The 18,854-nt window shown below is 70.3% G+C and carries 14 protein-coding genes; 11 read left to right on the forward strand and 3 right to left on the reverse strand.

From position 1 onward, the window contains the following. Positions 1-86: 86 nt before the first annotated feature. The 7 genes from GC106_RS02200 to GC106_RS02230 all read left to right on the forward strand — a co-directional run bounded on the left by GC106_RS02200 (position 87) and on the right by GC106_RS02230 (position 11,498). A complete protein-coding gene (locus tag GC106_RS02200; RefSeq protein WP_173123744.1) occupies positions 87-3,353 on the forward strand; it encodes an AfsR/SARP family transcriptional regulator in 3,267 nt (1,088 codons plus the stop codon). A gap of 101 nt (positions 3,354-3,454) precedes the next feature. Next, complete coding sequence (locus tag GC106_RS02205) at positions 3,455-4,192, forward strand: DUF2306 domain-containing protein (protein WP_217279926.1); 738 nt, start codon at positions 3,455-3,457, stop codon at positions 4,190-4,192. Between the two features lie 73 nt (positions 4,193-4,265). Then, complete coding sequence (gene ispH / locus GC106_RS02210; protein ID WP_173123746.1) at positions 4,266-5,210, forward strand: 4-hydroxy-3-methylbut-2-enyl diphosphate reductase; 945 nt, start codon at positions 4,266-4,268, stop codon at positions 5,208-5,210. Positions 5,211-5,239: 29 nt separating this feature from the next. Then, the gene (locus GC106_RS02215; RefSeq protein ID WP_173123748.1) at positions 5,240-6,301 is read left to right on the forward strand and encodes a polyprenyl synthetase family protein; all 1,062 of its coding nucleotides are present in this window, start codon (positions 5,240-5,242) and stop codon (positions 6,299-6,301) included. A 13-nt stretch (positions 6,302-6,314) separates the two neighbouring features. Further along, the gene (locus tag GC106_RS02220; RefSeq protein ID WP_173123750.1) at positions 6,315-8,117 is read left to right on the forward strand and encodes a 1-deoxy-D-xylulose-5-phosphate synthase; all 1,803 of its coding nucleotides are present in this window, start codon (positions 6,315-6,317) and stop codon (positions 8,115-8,117) included. Between the two features lie 17 nt (positions 8,118-8,134). Next, entirely contained in the window at positions 8,135-9,259 is a 1,125-nt protein-coding gene (ispG, locus tag GC106_RS02225; protein WP_173124653.1) for a flavodoxin-dependent (E)-4-hydroxy-3-methylbut-2-enyl-diphosphate synthase, read from the forward strand. A gap of 100 nt (positions 9,260-9,359) precedes the next feature. Further along, positions 9,360-11,498 (forward strand): ATP-binding protein, encoded by a 2,139-nt coding sequence (locus GC106_RS02230; protein ID WP_173123752.1) that lies wholly within the window; start codon positions 9,360-9,362, stop codon positions 11,496-11,498. A 2-nt stretch (positions 11,499-11,500) separates the two neighbouring features. Here the strand turns inward: GC106_RS02230 and GC106_RS02235 are convergent, their stop codons facing one another. Further along, positions 11,501-12,472: a UbiA family prenyltransferase gene (locus GC106_RS02235; protein ID WP_173123754.1), complete on the reverse strand. Its 972-nt coding sequence runs from the start codon at positions 12,470-12,472 to the stop codon at positions 11,501-11,503. A gap of 135 nt (positions 12,473-12,607) precedes the next feature. Between GC106_RS02235 and GC106_RS02240 the strand changes: the two genes are divergently transcribed. Then, complete coding sequence (locus GC106_RS02240) at positions 12,608-13,819, forward strand: methyltransferase domain-containing protein (protein ID WP_173124654.1); 1,212 nt, start codon at positions 12,608-12,610, stop codon at positions 13,817-13,819. Then, the gene (locus GC106_RS02245; RefSeq protein WP_173123756.1) at positions 13,816-15,201 is read left to right on the forward strand and encodes a class-II fumarase/aspartase family protein; all 1,386 of its coding nucleotides are present in this window, start codon (positions 13,816-13,818) and stop codon (positions 15,199-15,201) included. The genes GC106_RS02240 and GC106_RS02245 overlap by 4 nt, the downstream gene beginning before the upstream one ends. A 42-nt stretch (positions 15,202-15,243) precedes the next feature. On the opposite strand, the gene rfbA is transcribed toward GC106_RS02245, so the two are convergent. After that, complete coding sequence (rfbA, locus tag GC106_RS02250; RefSeq protein WP_173123758.1) at positions 15,244-16,116, reverse strand: glucose-1-phosphate thymidylyltransferase RfbA; 873 nt, start codon at positions 16,114-16,116, stop codon at positions 15,244-15,246. Positions 16,117-16,301: 185 nt separating this feature from the next. On the opposite strand from rfbA, the gene GC106_RS02255 reads away from it, so the two are divergent. Both GC106_RS02255 and GC106_RS02260 read left to right on the forward strand, forming a co-directional pair. Continuing rightward, entirely contained in the window at positions 16,302-17,042 is a 741-nt protein-coding gene (locus GC106_RS02255; RefSeq protein WP_173123760.1) for a phosphotransferase family protein, read from the forward strand. Positions 17,043-17,095: 53 nt separating this feature from the next. Beyond that, the gene (locus GC106_RS02260; RefSeq protein ID WP_312872358.1) at positions 17,096-18,319 is read left to right on the forward strand and encodes a PP2C family protein-serine/threonine phosphatase; all 1,224 of its coding nucleotides are present in this window, start codon (positions 17,096-17,098) and stop codon (positions 18,317-18,319) included. Here GC106_RS02260 and GC106_RS02265 read toward each other — a convergent pair. Further along, entirely contained in the window at positions 18,281-18,820 is a 540-nt protein-coding gene (locus GC106_RS02265) for an ATP-binding protein (protein ID WP_173123762.1), read from the reverse strand. The genes GC106_RS02260 and GC106_RS02265 overlap by 39 nt on opposite strands. Positions 18,821-18,854 lie beyond the last annotated feature (34 nt).

Raw genomic sequence — 18,854 nt, forward strand, 5'->3', positions numbered from 1 at the left:
TCACAGTGCACGGGGTGCGTTCCGGTTCTGTTGTGGTCGCGTTGTGGTGACCGTTTTGTCCCCTAGGGGTGGGTTACCGTGAGCGCATGCGTTTCGGGGTGCTCGGTCCGCTGGAGGTGTGGACCGCGGATGGCAGACCGGTACGGGTACCCGAGCTGAAGGTGCGCGGGCTGCTCGCCGCGCTGCTGGTGCGCGCTGGTCAGCCCGTGTCGGCCGACCAGCTGGTCGAGGACCTCTGGGGCGCCGATCCGCCCGGCAAACCCGGTGGGGTGCTGCGCAGCAAGGTCTCCCAGTTGCGGCGCGCGCTGGCCGCGGCCGAGCCGGACGCCCGGTCGCTTGTCGTCCACCGCGCACCCGGCTACCTGGTCAAAGTCGGGTCAGACGGCGCCGAGACGGACGCGCAGCAGTTCCAGCAGCTCGTCACGCGGGCACGGGCGCTGGACGACCCGCGCAACCGCGCCGGGGTGCTGGCGGAGGCGTTGGCGTTGTGGCGGGGCGCCGCGTACGCCGACTTCGCCGATGAGCAGTTCACCAGGCCGGCCATCGTCTCGCTGACCGAGCTGCGCATCACCGCCGTGGAGGAGCAGGCCGAGGCACGCCTGGCACTGGGCGAGCACAGCCTTCTCGCAGGTGAGCTCGCCGACGTGATCGAACAGCACCCCCTTCGCGAGCGGCTGCGGGCAGCGTACATGCGTTCGTTGTACGGAGCGGGCAGGGCGGGCGACGCGCTGGCGAGCTTCGAGGACCTCCGGCGGCGGCTGGCCGGCGAGCTCGGCATCGATCCCAGCCCTGAGCTGGCCGCTTTGCACCAGGCGATCCTGCGTCAGGACCCGGCGCTGACGGTCGCGCCCGCCCCGGTCACCTCAGCCGCCCGGCCGAGCGGCAACCTGCCCGCGGCGCTGTCGGACCTGATCGGCCGGGACGAAGCCGTGGCCGAGGTGGGCGACCTGGTCCGATCGGCTCGGCTGGTCACGCTCACCGGTCCGGGGGGCGTCGGGAAGACCCGGCTGGCGCTCAGCACCGCGTCCGACCTGACGAAGTCCTTCGCGGATGGCGTGTGGCTCGCCGAGCTGGACGCATTGGCCGGTCCCGCCGAGGTGATCGCCACCGCGTTGGGCGTCCGGGACGGCGCGATCTCCGGCTTCGCCCCGCGCACGGATTCCCCGTCGTCCGCCGGCCCGGCGGCGGAACCGTTGGCCGAGCGCCTGGCCGGGGCGTTGCGGCACAAGCGGATGCTGCTTGTGCTGGACAACTGCGAACAGGTGGTCGACCAGGTCGCCCGGTTGGTCGAGACGCTGCTGCTGTCCGCTCCCGGGCTGACGATCCTGGCCACCAGCCGGCAACCGCTCGGTGTGGACGGTGAGCGGTTGTGGGTGGTGCCGCCGTTGGAGTTGCCCGCCGAACCGGATGTCGAGAAGCTGGCCACGGCCAGTTCGGTGCGGCTGTTCGTGGCCAGAGCCGCCGCCACCGCGCCGGGGTTCGTCCTCGATCGCGACAACGCCGAGGCGATCGCGGTCATCTGTGCCCGGTTGGACGGTCTGCCGCTGGCGTTGGAGCTGGCGGCGACAAGGGTACGGACGTTGGGCGTGCACCAGCTCGCTGAGCGGCTCGACGACCGGTTCCACGTGCTCGCCGCCGGTCATCGCGGTGCGCCGGCCCGGCAGCAGACGCTGCGCGGAATGATCGACTGGAGCTGGGAGCTGCTCACCCCCGCCGAGCGGGTGTTGTTGCGCCGCTTGGCCATCCACTCGGGTGGGTGCACGCTCGCGGCCGTCGAGGCGGTGTGCGCGGGCGGATCGGCTGGCCCGGCTGGCCCGGAAGTCCTTGACCTGCTTGCCAGACTGGTCGATCGGTCCCTTGTGGTCACCGACGGGCGGGACAGCGCGGACGGGCCTCGCTACCGGCTGCTGGAGTCCGTGGCGGCGTACGCGATGGAGCGGCTGGCGGAGTCCGGCGAGTTCGATCCCGTGCAACGGGCGCATTACGAGTACTTCACGGCTTTCGCCGAGCAGGCCGAACCGCACCTGCGAAGCCATGGCCAGCGGCAGTGGCTGCGGCGGCTGGACGCCGAGACCGGGAACCTGCACGCGGCGTTGGACGGCGCGGTCCGGCAGGGTGACGCCCATGCGGCGCTCCGGCTTGTGAACGCCACGGCCTGGTACCGATATCTACGCGGGCGCTGGGGTGCGGCGCGGCGAGCGCTGGAGCGGGCGCTCGGCGTCGACGGCCCGGCACCGGAGGCGGCACGGGCCATGGCGCGGATATGGCTGGCGGGAGGCGAAATCCTCACCCGTGAAGCAGCCGAGCCGTTCTCGGAACACGAGCTGTGCCAGCGTATCGAGGACCCTGTTCGGCGCGCCCGGGCTGAGTGGTTCCTCGGCTTCGCCCGGATCGGGTTCGGAGGCGCGGCGGTCGGCGACGAGTCGGTGAAGCGAATCCTCGCGGTGTTCCGGGGCAACGCCGACCGGTGGGGCACGGCGGCCACGCTGACCACACGAGCGTGGAACGCGTTGGCACGCAGTGATCTCGGCATGGCGGCCGACGACGCCGAACGAGCCATGGCCATCTTCAGCGAACTGGGCGACGACTGGGGCCGGATGCAGGCGATGGACGTGCTCGGCGAGGTCGCGCAGATCACCGGTGACTATCCCCGGGCGGCTCGCCTGCACCGCGACGGGCTGCGTGTCGCCGAGGAGCTCGGGCTGTGGCCGGACGTGTCGTACAAGCTCGCCCAGCTGGGCCGGATAGCGTTGCTGTCCGGTGATTATCCGCGGGCGGACGAGTTCCACGAACGGGCCCGCCGGCTCGCGGCCGAGCAGTCGGACAGGTTCGGCGAGCAGTTCGCGCAGATCGGCCTCGCCCTCGCGGCACGCAGGCAGGGATCGCTGGAGCGGGCCGAAGAGCACCTGGACGGCTGGCTCGGGTGGTACCGCGAGATCGGGTGGAGTCCCGGAGTCGCACTGGTCTGCGCCGAACGCGGGTTCATCGCCGAGGCCCGTGGTGACGTGAACGCGGCGCTGGAGCTGCACCGCGCTGGATTCGCCGCGGCGAAGGACACCGGTGATCCGAGAGCGCTCGCGCTCGCCGTCGAGGGCATCGCCGGTGCGCTTTCGCTCGCAGGTGAAGCCAGGAGCGCCGCGCGGTTGCTCGGCGCGGCAGGCGCGGCCAGGCAGGGCGCCGGTGCGCCGTTGCCACCGGCCGAACGCGCGGACATCGACCGGATCACCGGCCGGACCCGCGAAACGTTGGGGGAGGAGGACTTCGCCATCGAGTACGAGCGCGGATCCCGGCTCTCCCCGGCCGCCGCTTTGTCCTCTGTGGACGATGTGATGGACCGGGCAGGCCGGACCTGACAGATCTCCGCGCGGGTTGGTTGCGGCCGGTCGGACCGCTGGGTAACGGTGGGTGGTGCCCGAATCACTCAGTGCAGCCACCTGTCGAGAGGATCCCCGGCATGGCATTCCCGTCTGAAATGGACACTCCGGCCCGCGTCGCCGCGCGGCCCGCACCGCGCGGGCGCGGGCGTGACGTGTCCTGGTGGCGACGGCCTTGGTTGATACCGCTGGTGCTGCTGGTCGCCGCTTTCCTGTGGTACACGCTGCCGCCCTATCTGAGCTTCGACCCGGACCAGGTGCCGATTCCCCTGCATCCCGGCTATCCGCCGCACTACCTCGCGCTGGTGTTGCACATCGCCACCGGAACCATCACGTTCCTGACCGTGTGCCTGCAGTTGTGGCCGTGGCTGCGCCGCAGGCACCCGGCCGTGCACCGGTTCAGCGGACGGCTCTACGTCTTCGCCGGCGCGATCCCCAGCGCGCTGCTCGCGCTCGTGGTCGTCCCGGCCGCGTTCGACGGCCAACCCGTTGGCCTGATTGGCAACACCTTGTCATCCTTGCTGTGGCTGGGTACCACCGCCGCCGGATTCGCCGCCGCCCGGCGCCGCCGGTTCGCCGACCACCGCCGGTGGATGGTCTACAGCTTCGCGCTCGCGCTGCACATCGTGTGGGGCCGGGTGTTCGGGCTGATGGCCGAGCACCTTCCCTGGTTCGCCGTGGATTTCCAGGTCATCAAGGAATGGTCGGGCTGGTTCGGTGTCGCGGTCAACCTCGCCGTCGCCTGGTGGTTCCTCAACCGCACGCGGCGGCGGAATAGCAAGACCCTGTCACCCGGCATGACAAATTCAATTCGTTGACGCCACAAGCCGTGCGGTGCCACATTCGAAACAGGTCACATTCGATGGTGACGTCGCACGAAAGTGGAGCGAAATGGATTCCCCGAAAAAGGTCATCCTGGTCGAGCCGCGTAGTTTCTGCGCAGGCGTGCGCCGGGCGATAGCCATCATCGACCTCGCGCTCGAACGGCACGGCGCGCCGATCTACGTCCGCAAGGAGATCGTGCACAACCACTACGTGGTGCGGCAGTTCGAACGGCGTGGTGTCCGGTTCGTGGACTCCGAGCAGGAGGTGCCGGAAGGCGCCGTGTGCGTGTTCTCGGCACACGGCGTCTCGCCGCAGGTGCGCGAGAACGCCGCCGCGCGCCGGCTCGACGTGCTCGACGCGACGTGCCCGCTGGTGTCCAAAGTGCACCAGGAAGCCCGCCGGTTCGCCCGGGACGGGCGGACGTTGCTGTTGGTCGGGCACGCCGGGCACGAGGAGGTCGAAGGCACCTTCGGGCACGCGCCGGACCAGACGGTGATCGTGCAGACGGTCGAGGACGCCGAGGCGCTGGACCTGCCGGCGGACGCGCCGCTGGCGTTCCTCACCCAGACCACGCTCTCGGTGGACGAGACCAAGGACATCATCGCGGTGCTCCGCCGCCGGTTCTCCGACCTGCGCGGGCCCGGCACCGACGACATCTGCTACGCCAGCCAGAACCGCCAGGACGGCATCCGGGCCGTGGTGCCGCGCAGCGATCTGGTCCTGGTGGTCGGCTCACGCAACTCGAGCAACTCGATCCGGATGGTCGAGGTGGCCCGGCGCCTGGGCACGGCCGCGTACCTGGTGCCCGACGTGACCGAGTTCGACCCGGCCTGGCTGGCCGGGGTCCGTGTCGTCGCGCTGAGCGCGGGCGCGAGCGCGCCGGAGATCCTCGTCGAACAGTTGCTGGACCGGCTGGCCGAGCTGGGTTACGCGGACGTCGAGCTCGAGCGGGTGGCGGTCGAGGACATCGTCTTCTCCCCACCCGCACGGCTGACGGCCGCGGCGGAGTGACCAGGGGATTGACCGGGAAAGGGACGGACATGCTCAACCAGACACCAGAGCAGACCCGAACACAGGCGGCCAGGCCGGCTCGGCTCGAGCTGATGGCCGCCATCGAGACCAGGCTCAGCGGGTTCCTCACGCAGGAGCGCGCCCGATGGGCCGAGGTGGACCACCGCTGTCTCGTGCCGGTGGACGCGGTGGCCGATCTGGTCGCGGCCGGCGGCAAGAGGTGGCGTCCCGCCTTCTGTGTCAGCGGTTTCCTCGCTGCGGGCGGGCCGGAAGCGCTGACCGGGATCGTGCTGGACGCCGCGGCGGCGGTGGAACTGGTGCACGCCGCCGCACTGCTGCACGACGACGTCCTCGACGACTCGCCGTTGCGCCGTGGCACGCCGACCGCGCACACCAAGCACGCCGCCGCGCACGCCGCCAAGGGCTGGCTCGGCGAATCACGCCGCTTCGGCGAGGGCACCGCGATCCTGGCCGGCGACCTGGCCATGGTCTACGCCGGTCGGCTCACCGCGGCGCTGCCGCCCGCGGCCCGGCCGGTGTGGGACGACATGCTGACCGAGATCCAGGTCGGCCAGTACCTCGACATGGCGGTGGCCGCCGAGTGCGTCGTGGACTCGCAGCTCTCCCGGTGGGTCGCGGTCTGCAAGTCCGGCCGGTACAGCATCCACCGGCCGTTGCTGCTGGGCGCGGCGATCGCCGGGCGGCCGGAGCTGGCAGGCGGGTTCGCCGAGTACGGCGAGGCACTGGGGGAGGCCTTCCAGCTGCGGGACGACCTGATCGACACCTTCGGCGACAGCACCGCGACCGGCAAGCCGGTCGGCTCGGACCTGGCCCAGCACAAGATGACCCTGCTGCTGGCCATGGCCTGCGGCCGGGACGACCGGCTGCGCGCCCTGGTCGCCGAGCGGGACTGGGACGTCGAGGCGATCCGCGGGCGGCTGCTGGCCGTCGGCGCCCAGGACGAGATCGAGCGCCGCATCGACGACCTGGTGCGGCGGGCCCGCGCCGCGATCGGCCGGGCCGATCTGCCCGCCGGGTGGCGGGACGAGCTGACCGACATGGCGGCCGAGGTCGCCTACCGCGACCGGTGAGGAGCACCGACGGATGGCATTGCTGGAAACCGTGAGCGGGCCCGCGCGGCTGCGCGAGCTGACCATCGACGAGCTGACCACCCTGGCCGGGGAGATCCGGGCCTTCCTGATCGAGCGGGTGGCCGCGTCGGGCGGCCACCTCGGCCCCAACCTGGGCGTCGTCGAGCTGACCATCGCGCTGCACGCCGTGTTCGACTCGCCCCGTGACCGGCTGTTGTGGGACACCGGGCACCAGTCGTACGTGCACAAGATCCTCACCGGCAGGCAGGCCGGGTTCGACCGGCTGCGCAAGTCCGGCGGCCTGTCCGGCTACCCGAACCCGGCGGAGTCCGAGCACGACCTGGTGGAGAACTCACACGCCTCGACCGCACTGTCCTATGCGGACGGCCTGGCCCGTGCGGACGCCTACCTCGGCCGCACGGACCGCGCGGTGGTCGCCATCATCGGCGACGGCGCGATGACCGGTGGCATGGCGTGGGAGGCGTTGAACAACATCGCGGGCGGCCCCGACCGGCCGCTGATCATCGTGCTCAACGACAACGAACGGTCCTACGCGCCGACCGTCGGCGGATGGGCCGAGCACCTGGCCGACCTGCGGGCGGGCCGCGGCACGGACGTGTTCAGCGGCTTCGGCCTGGACTACCTCGGCCCGGTAGACGGCCACGACATCCAGGCCGTGCAGGACGCGCTGCGTGCCGCGCGGGCACTGGCCAAGCCGGTGGTCGTGCACGTGATCACCGAGAAGGGCAAGGGTTTCGAGCACACCGAGAACAACGAACTGGACCTCGGGCACGCGATCAAGCCGATGGACCCGCGTACCGGACGGCCGCTGGGCACGTCGGTCCCGTCGTTCACGTCGGTGTTCGGCTCGACGCTCGTCGAACTGGCCGAGGAACGCCCCGACCTGGTCGCCATCACCGCCGCGATGACCGAGCCGACCGGTCTGCTGCCGTTGCGGAAGCAGTACCCGGACCGCGTGATCGACGTCGGTATCGCCGAGCAGCACGCGGTCACCATGGCCGCCGGGCTGTCCATGGGCGGCGTGCACCCGGTCGTGGCGATTTACGCCACCTTCGTCAACCGTGCGCTGGACCAGTTGTTGATGGACGTGGCGCTGCACAAGCGCCCGGTGACGTTCGTCCTCGACCGTTCCGGCGTGACCGGCGACGACGGACCGTCCCACAACGGCATGTGGGATCTCTCGGTGCTGCAGGTGGTTCCGGGCCTGCGGATCGCTGCCCCGCGCGACGGCGCCCGGCTGGCCGAACTGCTGCGGGAGGCGGTGGCGTGGTCGGAAGGGCCGACGCTGCTGCGCTTCCCCAAAGGCGCGGCCGGCGACGACATCCCGGCCGTGGCCAGGTTCGGCGGCATGGACGTGCTGCGCCGAACGGGCTCGCTGGACGTGCTGATCGTCGCGGTCGGCGCGCTCGCCGGGCTGGCGCTCACCGTCGCCGACGGCGTACGGGCGCAAGGCATAGGCGTGACCGTGGTCGACCCGCGATGGGTCACGCCGGTCAATCCGGCGTTGGCGGACATGGCCCGTCGGCACCGCCTCACGATCACCATCGAGGACAACAGCCGCACCGGCGGCGTGGGCTCCGCCATCGCACAGACGCTGCGGGACGCCCGGGTGAGCACGCCGCTGCGGGAGTTCGGGATCCCACGCCGGTTCCTCGGCCATGGTTCGCGCGCCGAAGTACTCGCCGCGTGTGGCCTGACCGCACAGGAGATCTCCAGGTCCGTCGTGGAGTTCGTCGCCGAACTGGGCGCCGGGCCACAGCACGCCGAACTGGACGCCGAAGGGAGCATGTGGTGACGACCGTCGCGTTGGGTATGCCGAAACCGCGGGTGGAGGAGCCGCCGCCGCTCTCGGTCGCCACCCGCCGGAAGTCCCGCCGGATCATGGTCGGTCCGGTGCCCGTGGGCGGGGACGCGCCCGTTTCGGTGCAGTCGATGACCACCACACCGACCGCCGACGTCAACGCCACGTTGCAGCAGATCGCCGAGCTCACCGCGTCGGGCTGCCAGATCGTGCGGGTGGCGGTGCCGTCGGCGGACGACGCCGAGGCGTTGCCGGTGATCGCGCGCAAGTCGCAGATCCCGGTGATCGCCGACATCCACTTCCAGCCGAAGTACGTCTTCGCCGCGATCGACGCGGGGTGTGCGGCCGTGCGCGTGAATCCCGGCAATATCCGGAAGTTCGACGATCAGGTGGGCGCGATCGCAAGGGCCGCCTCGGATGCCGGTGTACCGATCCGGATCGGCGTGAACGCGGGCTCGCTCGACCCGCGGCTGCTGCGCAAGCACGGCGGCGTCACGCCGGAAGCACTGGTCGAGTCGGCGTTGTGGGAGTGCTCGCTGTTCGAGGAGCACCACTTCCAGGACATCAAGATCTCGGTCAAACACCACGACCCGGTGGTGATGATCGAGGCGTACCGGCAACTCGCCGCGCAGTGTGACTACCCGTTGCACCTCGGTGTGACCGAGGCGGGCCCGCAGTTCCAGGGCACGATCAAGTCCGCGGTCGCGTTCGGCGCGCTGCTGGCCGAGGGCATCGGCGACACGATCCGGGTGTCGCTGTCCGCGCCGCCGGTCGAGGAGGTCAAGGTCGGCAACCAGATCCTGGAGTCGCTGGGCCTGCGGCCCCGTGGGCTGGACATCGTGTCCTGCCCGTCCTGCGGCCGCGCCCAGGTCGACGTGCACACCCTGGCCGAGCGGGTCAGCGCGGCACTGGAGGGCTTCCCGGTGCCGCTGCGGGTCGCCGTGATGGGCTGCGTGGTCAACGGGCCGGGGGAGGCGCGCGAGGCCGACCTGGGTGTCGCGTCCGGCAACGGCAAGGGACAGATCTTCGTCAAGGGCAAGGTGATCAAGACCGTGCCGGAGTCGCAGATCGTGGAGACGCTGCTGGAAGAGGCCGCACGGATCGCCGCCGAGATGGGAGTCGACATCGAGGCGTGACCGCGCTTTCCCCCCACTACGCGCTTTCGACGGCGGGTCGACAACTGGCGGATACCGTCGGTGACACGAGCCTCGAAGTCCTGGGAAGGGGGAGGCGTAGGTGCGCACGACAGCGACAGGCACGATCAACGCGCCGGTGCCGCTGGTGGGCCGGGACGCGGAGCTGACGGCGCTGCGCGCACGGCTGCTCGGCCGGGACGTGCGGCTGATCACCGTCACCGGGCAGGTCGGTGTCGGCAAGAGCAGGCTGGTGACGGCCTTGTTCGACGAGGTCCGCGGCCGGTTCACCGGCGGTGCCGCGTTCCTGGACCTGACCGGCACGGACCTCGACGGCGTGGACGTGCCGCGCGACCGGCACTTCCTGCTCGCACTGGACGGGTGCGAGGACCACCACACGGAGACGTTGGCCGCGCTGGTCACGGCACACCCGAAGCTGACGGTGCTGGTGGCCGCACCGGCGCGGCTCGGCGTCTACGGCGAGGCCGTGGTCCGGTTGGCGCCTCTGCAACTGCCGGACGTGGCCAAGGCAACCGATCTGACCGCGTTGGAGCGCGTTCCGGCCGTACGGCTCTTCGTTGAGCGAACCAGGGCAGTGCGGCCGGATTTCACCCTCACCGACGCCAATCGCGCCGCCGTGACCGAGCTGTGCGTGTGGACTGACGGCGTGCCGCTGGCGATCGAACTGCTCGCGGCGAGGATGGAGCTGTCGTCGCCGCAGCGGTTGCTGGCCGAGCTGAACGACGACCCGGATGGCTTGGCGGGCGACGGTTCGGTCACGTTGTCGCGGCACCACAGCATGACCGCGGCGGTGGAGTGGAGCCTGGCCCGGCTCGGCACCGAGGAACGGCAGTCGCTAGAGCGGCTGGCCGTGTTCACCGGTCACTTCGACGCCGCCGCGGCCGGCGCGGTCGGCCGTGCGCCCCGGCTGCTGGCCGGTCTGGTCGACAAGAACCTGTTGAGCACCACCGAATGCCAGGACGGCGACCTGATCTTCCGGATGTCCGTCGCCGCTCGCCGCCACATCGTCCGGCGCCAAGCGCACGTGCCCGCTCGCCGCGCCCACGCCGAGCACTTCCTGGGCATGGCCGCCCAGGCGCGGACCGCGTTGCGTGGCCCGGAACAGACGCGATGGCACGAGTTGCTCGACGGCTGGCACGCGGACATCGTTGCCGCGCTGAGCTTTCTGCGCGAATCCGGTGACGATTCCGCACTGATCCGGCTGGCGTCAGACCTGCGTGACCACTGGCTCGCGGGTCGGCTCAGCGAGGGCGTGCGGTGGCTGTCCACGCCCACCCGGTTGACGTCCCGCGGCGCCGAGGTCCTGGGTGACCTGCTGCTTGCCATGGGACAGCGGGAAAACGCCGAACGCCGGTACACGCAGGCGGCTGCCGGCTACCGTCTGCTCGACGACAGTGCGGGCGTCGCGCGGTGCGAACGTGGCCTCGGGGTGGTCGCGCATCACAGCGGTGCGCTTGCCGCTGCCGGACGGCTGCTGCGCACCAGCGTGGCCCGGCTGTCCGGCGTCGACCACGCTGTGGCGTCGTTGCACTTGGCGGAGTACTTGCTGGACGGGCACGGCCCGCAGCAGGCGAAAACGGCGGCCGAGGCCGCGTTGCGCGAGTTCACCCGGCACCAGGACGGGCGGGGGGTCGCCCAGGCTCAGTACGTACTCGCCGACATCGCGGACGCAGCGGGAGACCGTGCGGAGGCACTGCGGTTGTGCCGCAAGGCGTTGGGCAGCTTCGTCGATGCGACGGGGTTGGAACGTCTCGCTGTGTTGCTTGCCGGCGGCCGTGACCGTACGGGTTGCGAGCACGCCATGCGGGCGCTGGGCGCAGCGGCCGCGATGCGTGAATCCACAGGCCACGCCGCCTCGCCCGCACTGCGCGCGGCGTCCGCTGAAGCCGAGTCACTGGTTCGAGCCCGGCTGGGCGACCAGGCCGTCGGCGAGTTGCGCGCTGACGGAGCCGCCCAGCCGGTGCACGTGGTCGTCGCCGAGGCACTCGCCCCGCTGGAACGGAGGTCAGGCCGAGGGCGGTCGTGGAATGAGCACCCGTTGACCGACCGGGAGCTGGAGGTGGCCGAGCTGGTCGCCTGCGGCATGACCAACCGTGAGGTGGCGCGCAGGCTCGGCATCGCCGAGTGGACCGCGGTGAACCACCTGCGCAAGATCATGCGCAAGCTGGACTGCTCCTCGCGGGTGCAGGTGGCCAGCTGGATGACCACGCTCGAACGCTGACGTCAGAACCCGATGTGGAGCACGTTGGTCGCCAGCACGCACACCACGGTCGTACGGAACACAACGACACCACGGCTGCGAGCCAGTAGCGCGTGGCCATCGTGGACGAACCCGACGTACTGGCGCAGCCGCAAGGCGATGGCGGGCAGCAACGCGAACGGTAGCCACCACGGCACCCAGCCCGCCAAGGCCGGCACGACAACGACGCCGATGTTGGCCGCGGTGAGCAGGCCGAGGAAGACCTTGTTGCCGTTGGGCGAAGTCAGCACCGCCACGGTGCGACGGCCCGCGGCCGCGTCGCCGTCCTTGTCGTTCGTGTTCGAGTAACCCGCGATGAGCAACTGGCCGAATCCGAACAGCAGGCCCTCGACCAGCACCAGCGCCGGGAGGTGCCCGGTGGCCAGGCCATAGGGAGCGATCAGGAACGCCGCCGCCGAGAACAACAGGACGAGCTCGCCGAGCCCGTAGTAGCTCAGCTTCAGGCCCCACGAGTACTGCACGCTCAACGTCAACAGCAGGCCGGTGACCAGCAGCACCCAGGCATCCTGGTGGTCGGTGTACGCGATCGCGGCGACCCACCAGGCCACGCCCCAGCCCAGGCTGAGGTAGCCGAACCGCTGTGCCTGCGCCGGGGTCAGCTCGCCGGTCAGCAACGGCTTGCGCTTCAACGGCCGAAGCTGGCTCTTGCTCGCGTCCAGGTAGTTGGCGCGGTCGCTGCCGTCCTTGATCCCGGTGACGTCGTCCAGCGTCATCACGGCGAACAGCACACCGGCCTGGCCGAGTGCGAAGAACAGCAACGTGAGCAGCGTTCCGCCGTCGGCTTTGAGCACCGGGGCCAGTGCGGTCCAGGCGATCAACGGCGCCAGGTAGAAATCCAGGACGAACTGGAACTTCACCAGCCTGGCGTAACTCCGGACGGTCCGCGGCACGCCACGCCGCGCGGTGATTTCGGTGGTATCGGTACGCGCCGTCATGGTATTTCCTTACGAAACGTAGGGAACGGGCCGCGGCCACCGTAGGCACTCGATTCACCCGGCCGGAATAGCAATTATCCGTCATTGTCGCGCGCGCGTTCACCGGTCACGCTGGATGGCGTGACCACTTCGAGCATGTGCCGTGTCTGCGCCGGTCCGGTCGAGGAGTTCCTGGACCTGGGCAGGCAGCCGTTGTCCGACGCGTTCCGCGACCCGGCGGACCGCGAACCCGAGTTCTTCTTCCGGCTCGCTGTCGGCCGGTGCGCCCAGTGCACCATGGTGCAACTGGTCGAGGAGGTGCCGAGGGAGTCGATGTTCCACCAGGACTACCCGTACCACTCGTCCGGCTCGGCGGTGATGCGCGAGCACTTCCAGCGGCTGGCCGGCCGGTTGCTGGCGGGCGAGCTGAGCGGCCCGGACCCCTTCGTCGTCGAGATCGGCTGCAACGACGGGATCATGTTGCGCACGATCGGCCAGGCCGGTGTGCGCCACCTGGGCGTCGAGCCGTCCGGCGGGGTGGCCGAGATCGCCAGGAGCAACGGGGTCAGCGTCCGCAACGACTTCTTCCAGGAGTCGACAGCCGTGCAGATCCGCCGGGAACACGGCCCGGCCGACGTGATCTACGCGGCCAACACGTTCTGCCACATCCCTTACGTGGACTCGATCTTCGCCGGGATCGACGCGTTGCTCGGCCCCGGCGGCGTGTTCGTGTTCGAGGACCCGTACCTCGGTGACATCGTGGCCAAGACGTCCTTCGACCAGATCTACGACGAGCACTTCTTCCTGTTCTCGGCCCGTTCGGTCGCCGCGATGGCACGGCACTTCGGCTTCGAACTCGTTGACGTGGAACGGCTTGAGGTGCACGGCGGCGAGGTCCGCTACACCCTGGCCCGCGCCGGTGCCCGCACGCCCAGCCCGGCCGTCGCGGAGTTGCTGGCCGAGGAGGAGGCCGCCGGCCTGGCGAACATGGCCACGTTGAGGCGTTTCGCGGACAACGTGCACCGCGTCCGCGACGATCTCCGCTCACTGCTGGAGGACCTGCGCGCTCAGGGAAAGCGTGTCGTCGCCTACGGAGCGACCGCCAAAAGCGCCACGGTGGCGAACTTCTGTGGCATCGGCCCGGATCTGGTCGAGTTCGTCTGCGACACCACACCGGCCAAGCAGGGCAGGCTGACGCCCGGTTCGCACATCCCAGTCCGGCCCGCGAGCGCGTTCGCCGATCCGTACCCGCAGTACGCGCTGCTGTTCGCCTGGAACCACGCCGAGGAGATCATGGGCAAGGAGCAGGATTTTCAGGCCGCGGGGGGCCAGTGGATCCGGTACGTCCCGACGGTGACCGTCGAATGAGCGCACCGGGCACCGACGCCGGGCTGCTGGCACCGACGTGGGCGGGCAGCCCGGCCGAGGCCGAGGTGACCGACGAGGCCGTGCTACGCGCGATGGCCGAGGTGGAGGCCGCGCTGGCGCGGACCCAGGCCTCGCTCGGCCTGCTGCCGGAGCGGGCGGCGCGGGCGATCACCGAGGCCGTCCGTGACCACCGGTTGGACCTGGTCGCCTTGGCCCGTGCGGCTCGGGCGGCGGCCAATCCGGTGGTGGCGTTCGTTCCCGCGTTCACCGCTATTGTGTCCGATGTGGACTCAGCGGCGGCCGAGTACGTCCACCGTGGATCGACCAGTCAGGACATCCTGGACTCGGCGTGCATGCTGATCTCCCGGCGTGTGCTCGGCCTGATCTCGGCCGATCTGGAACGGGTCGCGCACGCGATGGCGGCGTTGGCCGCGGAACACCGGCTGACTGTCCAGGCGGGCCGGACGCTCGCTCAGCACGCGGTGCCGATCACGTTCGGGCTCAAGGCCGCGGGCTGGTTGCAGCTGGTTCTCGACGCCCTGGAGCGGGTCCGGGCGGTCGCGTTGCCCGCGCAACTCGGTGGCGCGGCCGGAACGCTTGCCGCGTATGGCGAGTACGCCGCTCTCGACGGACAGGGGGCGGGGGCGATCGACCTGGTGGCGCCGTTCGCGGCCGAGCTCGGACTGGCCGAACCGGTGCTGCCGTGGCATGCCGCGCGTACACCGCTTGCGGACCTCGCTGCGGTGCTGTCCTTTGTGACTGGTGCGCTCGGGAAGTTCGCGCTGGACGTGCAGACGTTGTCCCGCACCGAGATCGCGGAGGTCGCCGAGCCCGCGGCGCCGGGCAGGGGAGCGTCGTCGGCCATGCCGCAGAAGCGCAACCCGGTACTGGCCACCTTGATCATCACGGCCGCCCGGCAGGTTCCGGCGCACGCGCTCGTACTGACCCAGTCGATGCTGGCCGAGGACGAACGTGCCCCGGGCGCCTGGCATGCGGAATGGCAGCCGTGGCGGGAGGCTCTGCGGCTCACCGGCGGCGCGGCCCATCTCGCGGCGGAACTGGCGAGTGGTCTGCGGGTGTACCCCGAACGGATGCGGGCGAACGTCCGTCTGACCCAGGGCGAGCTCGTCAGCGAACGCCTGAATGTGGCGCTGGCACCGGTGCTGGGCAGGGCGGCGGCCAAAAAGCTGCTCGGCGAGGTGTCCCGGGAGGCGGCCGTGACGGGGAAGCCGATGGCCGAGGTGTTGCTGGGGCGCGCCGAGCTGACCGGGGCGTTGAGTGCCGGCCGGATGGCCGTGTTGCTCGACCCGGCCGGGTACGTCGGTGAGGCTTCGGCGTTGGTGGACCGAGTGCTGGACCGGGCGAAGTCCGTCCTGAGCTGATTCGGCGCTTCGACTGGGCCCGGCTCGCGTGAGCCGGGCCGTTCAGCCGAGTTCCCTGGCGATCGCCATCACGTACTGGCCGTAGCCGGACTTGGCCTGGCGTTCGCCCAGTGCGTAGCAGGCCGCGGCATCGATGAATCCCATCCGCAGCGCGACTTCCTCCAGGCACGCTATCCGCACGCCCTGCCGGTGCTCCAGGGTCTGCACGTACTGCCCGGCGAGCAGCAACGACTCCGGGGTCCCGGTGTCCAGCCAGGCGAAGCCGCGGCCCAGTTCGACCAGTTTCGCCCGGCCCCTGGCCAGGTAGACCTTGTTCACGTCGGTGATCTCCAGTTCGCCACGGGCGGACGGCTGGATGTTCTTGGCGATGTCGACGACCTCGTTGTCGTAGAAGTACAGTCCGGTGATGGCCCGGTTGGACCGCGGGTGGGCCGGTTTCTCCTCCAGCGACAGCAGTTTTCCGTGCTCGTCGGTCTCGCCCACGCCGTAGCGCTCCGGATCGTGCACGGGGTATCCGAAAAGGACACAGCCGTCGATGTCCCTGGCGCTTTCGACCAGCACGTCGGAGAAACGCGGGCCGTGGAAGATGTTGTCGCCGAGCACGAGGGCCGCGGAGTCGTCGCCGACGTGGTCCGCGCCGATGACGAAGGCCTCGGCGAGACCGTTCGGTTCGTCCTGCACCGCGTAGTCCAGGTTCAGGCCGAAGTCCGAGCCGTCGCCCAGCAGCCGCTGGAACTGCGGCTGGTCCGGTCGGGTGGTGATGATCAGGATGTCCTGGATGCCCGCCAGCATCAGCACCGACAGCGGGTAGTAGATCATCGGCTTGTCGTTCACCGGCAGCAGTTGCTTGGAGACCGCCAGCGTGATCGGGTGCAGCCGGGTGCCGGATCCTCCGGCGAGGATGATCCCCTTCATTGCCGTCAATCTACGGACACCGGCTCCACGCGGGCTGGAGATTCACTAGTGGCCGGACACCCGTTCGCAGGACGCTCCTCAGGGCGCGGCGCGGCGAATGACGTTGTGCTCATCGTGACCAGCCCTCAGCGCACCACTGATAAACCCGTGGCGGCGTCGGTGGTCATCCCGCGATAGTGGCCGACGTGGACAAGATCGAGGTCGTCGTGGCCCATCACGAGCGCGCGACCCTGCGGGCCGGCGACGTGTTCCTGAAGATCGACGTTGATCGGGCGAACACCGACGTCGAGGTGGCGGCGATGGCCCTGGCGCCGATCCCGACCCCGGAAGTCCTGTGGCGCAAGCCACCCGTGCTCGCGATCGCCGCCCTCCCAGGGACGGCGCTCGGCCGCCTCGGTGAGCCGTCGACGGCGTCGCCGGCGGCGTGGGCCGCAGCGGGTGCCGCCGTCCGGACGTTGCACGACGCGCCGTTGCCGCCATGGCCTGGGCGGAGCGTCGACGAGATCACGGCGCGACTCGACAGCGAATGTGAGTGGCTTGTCACACATGACGTCCTTCCCACCGAGCTGGTCAGGCGCAACCGCCGGATCGCCGAGACCGCACTGAGACCGTGGACACCGGTGTTCACGCACGGCGACCTGCAGATCAGTCACGTGTTCGTCGACGGTGACGAGATCACCGGCGTGATCGACTGGTCCGAGGCGGCGCCTGGCGACGCCCTGTACGACCTCGCCACCCTGACGCTCGGGCATGAGGAACGCCTCGGCGACGTCCTCGCCGGCTACGGCACCGACGTCGACCTCGACGTGATCCGCGCGTGGTGGTCGTTGCGAAGCCTGCTGGGGGTTCGCTGGCTGGTCGAGCACGGCTTCGACCCGTCCGCGCCGGGCTGCGAGGTGGACGTGCTGAGCAGATCACGGCGGTGAGGCCGCGGAAGTGGCGCACCGTCGGCGGGAAGGGCGTCGGTTAGCCTTGGCGGGTGCAGGACGATGTGACAGGTGCCGAAGACCAGCTGCTTCGCATCGAGAGTGTGACCGACTCGACGCTGTCGCATCTCGATTTGGAGAAACTGCTGGCCGAACTGCTGCTGCGGATCCGTGAGCAGCTCGCGGCCGACACCGCCACGGTTCTGTTGCACGACAGCAATTCCAGGCAGCTGATCGCCACCGCGACCGCGGGTTTCGAGGAGGAGGTCCGGCAGGGCGTCCGGATTCCGGTGGGCGCCGGGTTCGCCGGGCAGGTGGCCGCGCAGCGCAGACCCATCGTGGTCAATCACGTCGACGCGTCGACCGTGGTCAACCCCCTGCTGTGGGAAAAAGGGCTGCACACGCTGCTGGGCGTGCCGATGGTCGCGGGTGGCCAGTTGATCGGTGTCCTGCATGTCGGGTCGATCGCCCAGCGGACGTTCACCGAGCAGGACGTCCACCTCCTCCAGCTGGCGGCGGACCGGATGGCGCTGGCCACCCAGGCGCAGGTGGCCAGGACCGAACGCGCCACCGCCACGGCGCTGCAGCGCAGCCTGCTGCCCGCGCGGTTGCCCAGGCTCGCCGGACTGGAGTTCGCCACGCGCTACGTTCCCGGTGCCGAACTGCGGGTCGGCGGTGACTGGTACGACGTCTTCCCGTTGCCCGATGATCGCTGGGGCATCGTGATGGGCGACGTGGTCGGGCACGGACTGCCCGCCGCGGTGGTGATGGGACGGTTGCGCAGCGCACTGCGTGCGTACGCACTGCTCGACACGGACGATCCCGCGAGCGTGCTGGACAAACTGAACCGCAAGGCGATGCATTTCGAGCCGGGCGCCATGGCGACCGTGCTGTACGCGGTCGTCGAGCCGACGTACGACAGGTTCCGCATTTCCCTCGCCGGGCACCCACCGCCCGTCATGGTCGCCCCCGGCGAGCCCGCCCGGCTGGTGGAGCTGGCACCGGACCCGCCGATCGGGGTGCGGCACCCGGGACCGCGTCATTCCAGCGTCGTGGAGATCCCGGGCGAGTCGGTCGTCTGCTTCTACACCGACGGCCTGGTGGAACGGCGGGGGTGGACGCTGGACATGGGGTTGGAGCTGCTGTGTGGAGCGCTGGACGCCAGGCCTGCCGAGTCGGTCGCCGCGCGGGTGATGTCCGTGATGACGAGGGCCGAGCCGCCCGAGGACGACATCGCCTTACTGGTCATGCGTCGCCCAGGGGACGGCGAGGTCTGAGTCGTCGGCGCGGGAGTCCGGCGTCGCCGGCCAGCCCAACACGACAGTGGTCCCCAGCGGGGTGTGCGCGAGCTCGAACACCTCCGCCAGCCGCTCCATCATGACCAGTCCACGGCCACGGAACCCCGGGTTCTCCGGCGGCGGACGCCATTCGCCCTCGTCGGACACGATGATCCGGACGGCGTGGTCGGGCTGGATGCGCGCGGCGAACAGCGTCAACGTGCCGGAATCACCAGGGTAGGCGTGCTCGACGGCGTTGCTGATGGCCTCGTCCGTCGCCAGCACGATGTCCTGCCCGTGGACGGTCGGGAGGCCCAGTCGGCGAGTCCACTCCGTCACCTGGGCACGAGCCACGCCGACCTGCGCGGGTGTGGCGGGGAATCGCATGTGGACGTGCGGGTGGGCGAGATCGGACCTCGCCACCACGTCGGCGGCGGCGGGCGGCAGGGTACGAGCCCACGCGTTCAGGCTCTGATCGTCGGGCATCAGCTGCGTTGTCACCCGCTCCCGAAAGATGGCATCGGCTCCACAGGGT

Source organism: Kibdelosporangium persicum, from assembly GCF_013280595.1.
Lineage (GTDB): Bacteria > Actinomycetota > Actinomycetes > Mycobacteriales > Pseudonocardiaceae > Kibdelosporangium > Kibdelosporangium persicum.

What these genes read in the sequence shown, in the direction of transcription:
- GC106_RS02215 (WP_173123748.1), top strand. Translation starts at nt 5,240, where the DNA reads ATGCTCAACCAGACACCAGAGCAGACCCGAACACAGGCGGCCAGGCCG.
- GC106_RS02245 (WP_173123756.1), top strand. Translation starts at nt 13,816, where the DNA reads ATGAGCGCACCGGGCACCGACGCCGGGCTGCTGGCACCGACGTGGGCG.
- GC106_RS02205 (WP_217279926.1), top strand. Translation starts at nt 3,455, where the DNA reads ATGGCATTCCCGTCTGAAATGGACACTCCGGCCCGCGTCGCCGCGCGG.
- rfbA (WP_173123758.1), bottom strand. Translation starts at nt 16,116, where the DNA reads ATGAAGGGGATCATCCTCGCCGGAGGATCCGGCACCCGGCTGCACCCG.
- GC106_RS02240 (WP_173124654.1), top strand. Translation starts at nt 12,608, where the DNA reads ATGTGCCGTGTCTGCGCCGGTCCGGTCGAGGAGTTCCTGGACCTGGGC.
- GC106_RS02220 (WP_173123750.1), top strand. Translation starts at nt 6,315, where the DNA reads ATGGCATTGCTGGAAACCGTGAGCGGGCCCGCGCGGCTGCGCGAGCTG.
- ispG (WP_173124653.1), top strand. Translation starts at nt 8,135, where the DNA reads ATGCCGAAACCGCGGGTGGAGGAGCCGCCGCCGCTCTCGGTCGCCACC.
- GC106_RS02200 (WP_173123744.1), top strand. Translation starts at nt 87, where the DNA reads ATGCGTTTCGGGGTGCTCGGTCCGCTGGAGGTGTGGACCGCGGATGGC.
- ispH (WP_173123746.1), top strand. Translation starts at nt 4,266, where the DNA reads ATGGATTCCCCGAAAAAGGTCATCCTGGTCGAGCCGCGTAGTTTCTGC.
- GC106_RS02235 (WP_173123754.1), bottom strand. Translation starts at nt 12,472, where the DNA reads ATGACGGCGCGTACCGATACCACCGAAATCACCGCGCGGCGTGGCGTG.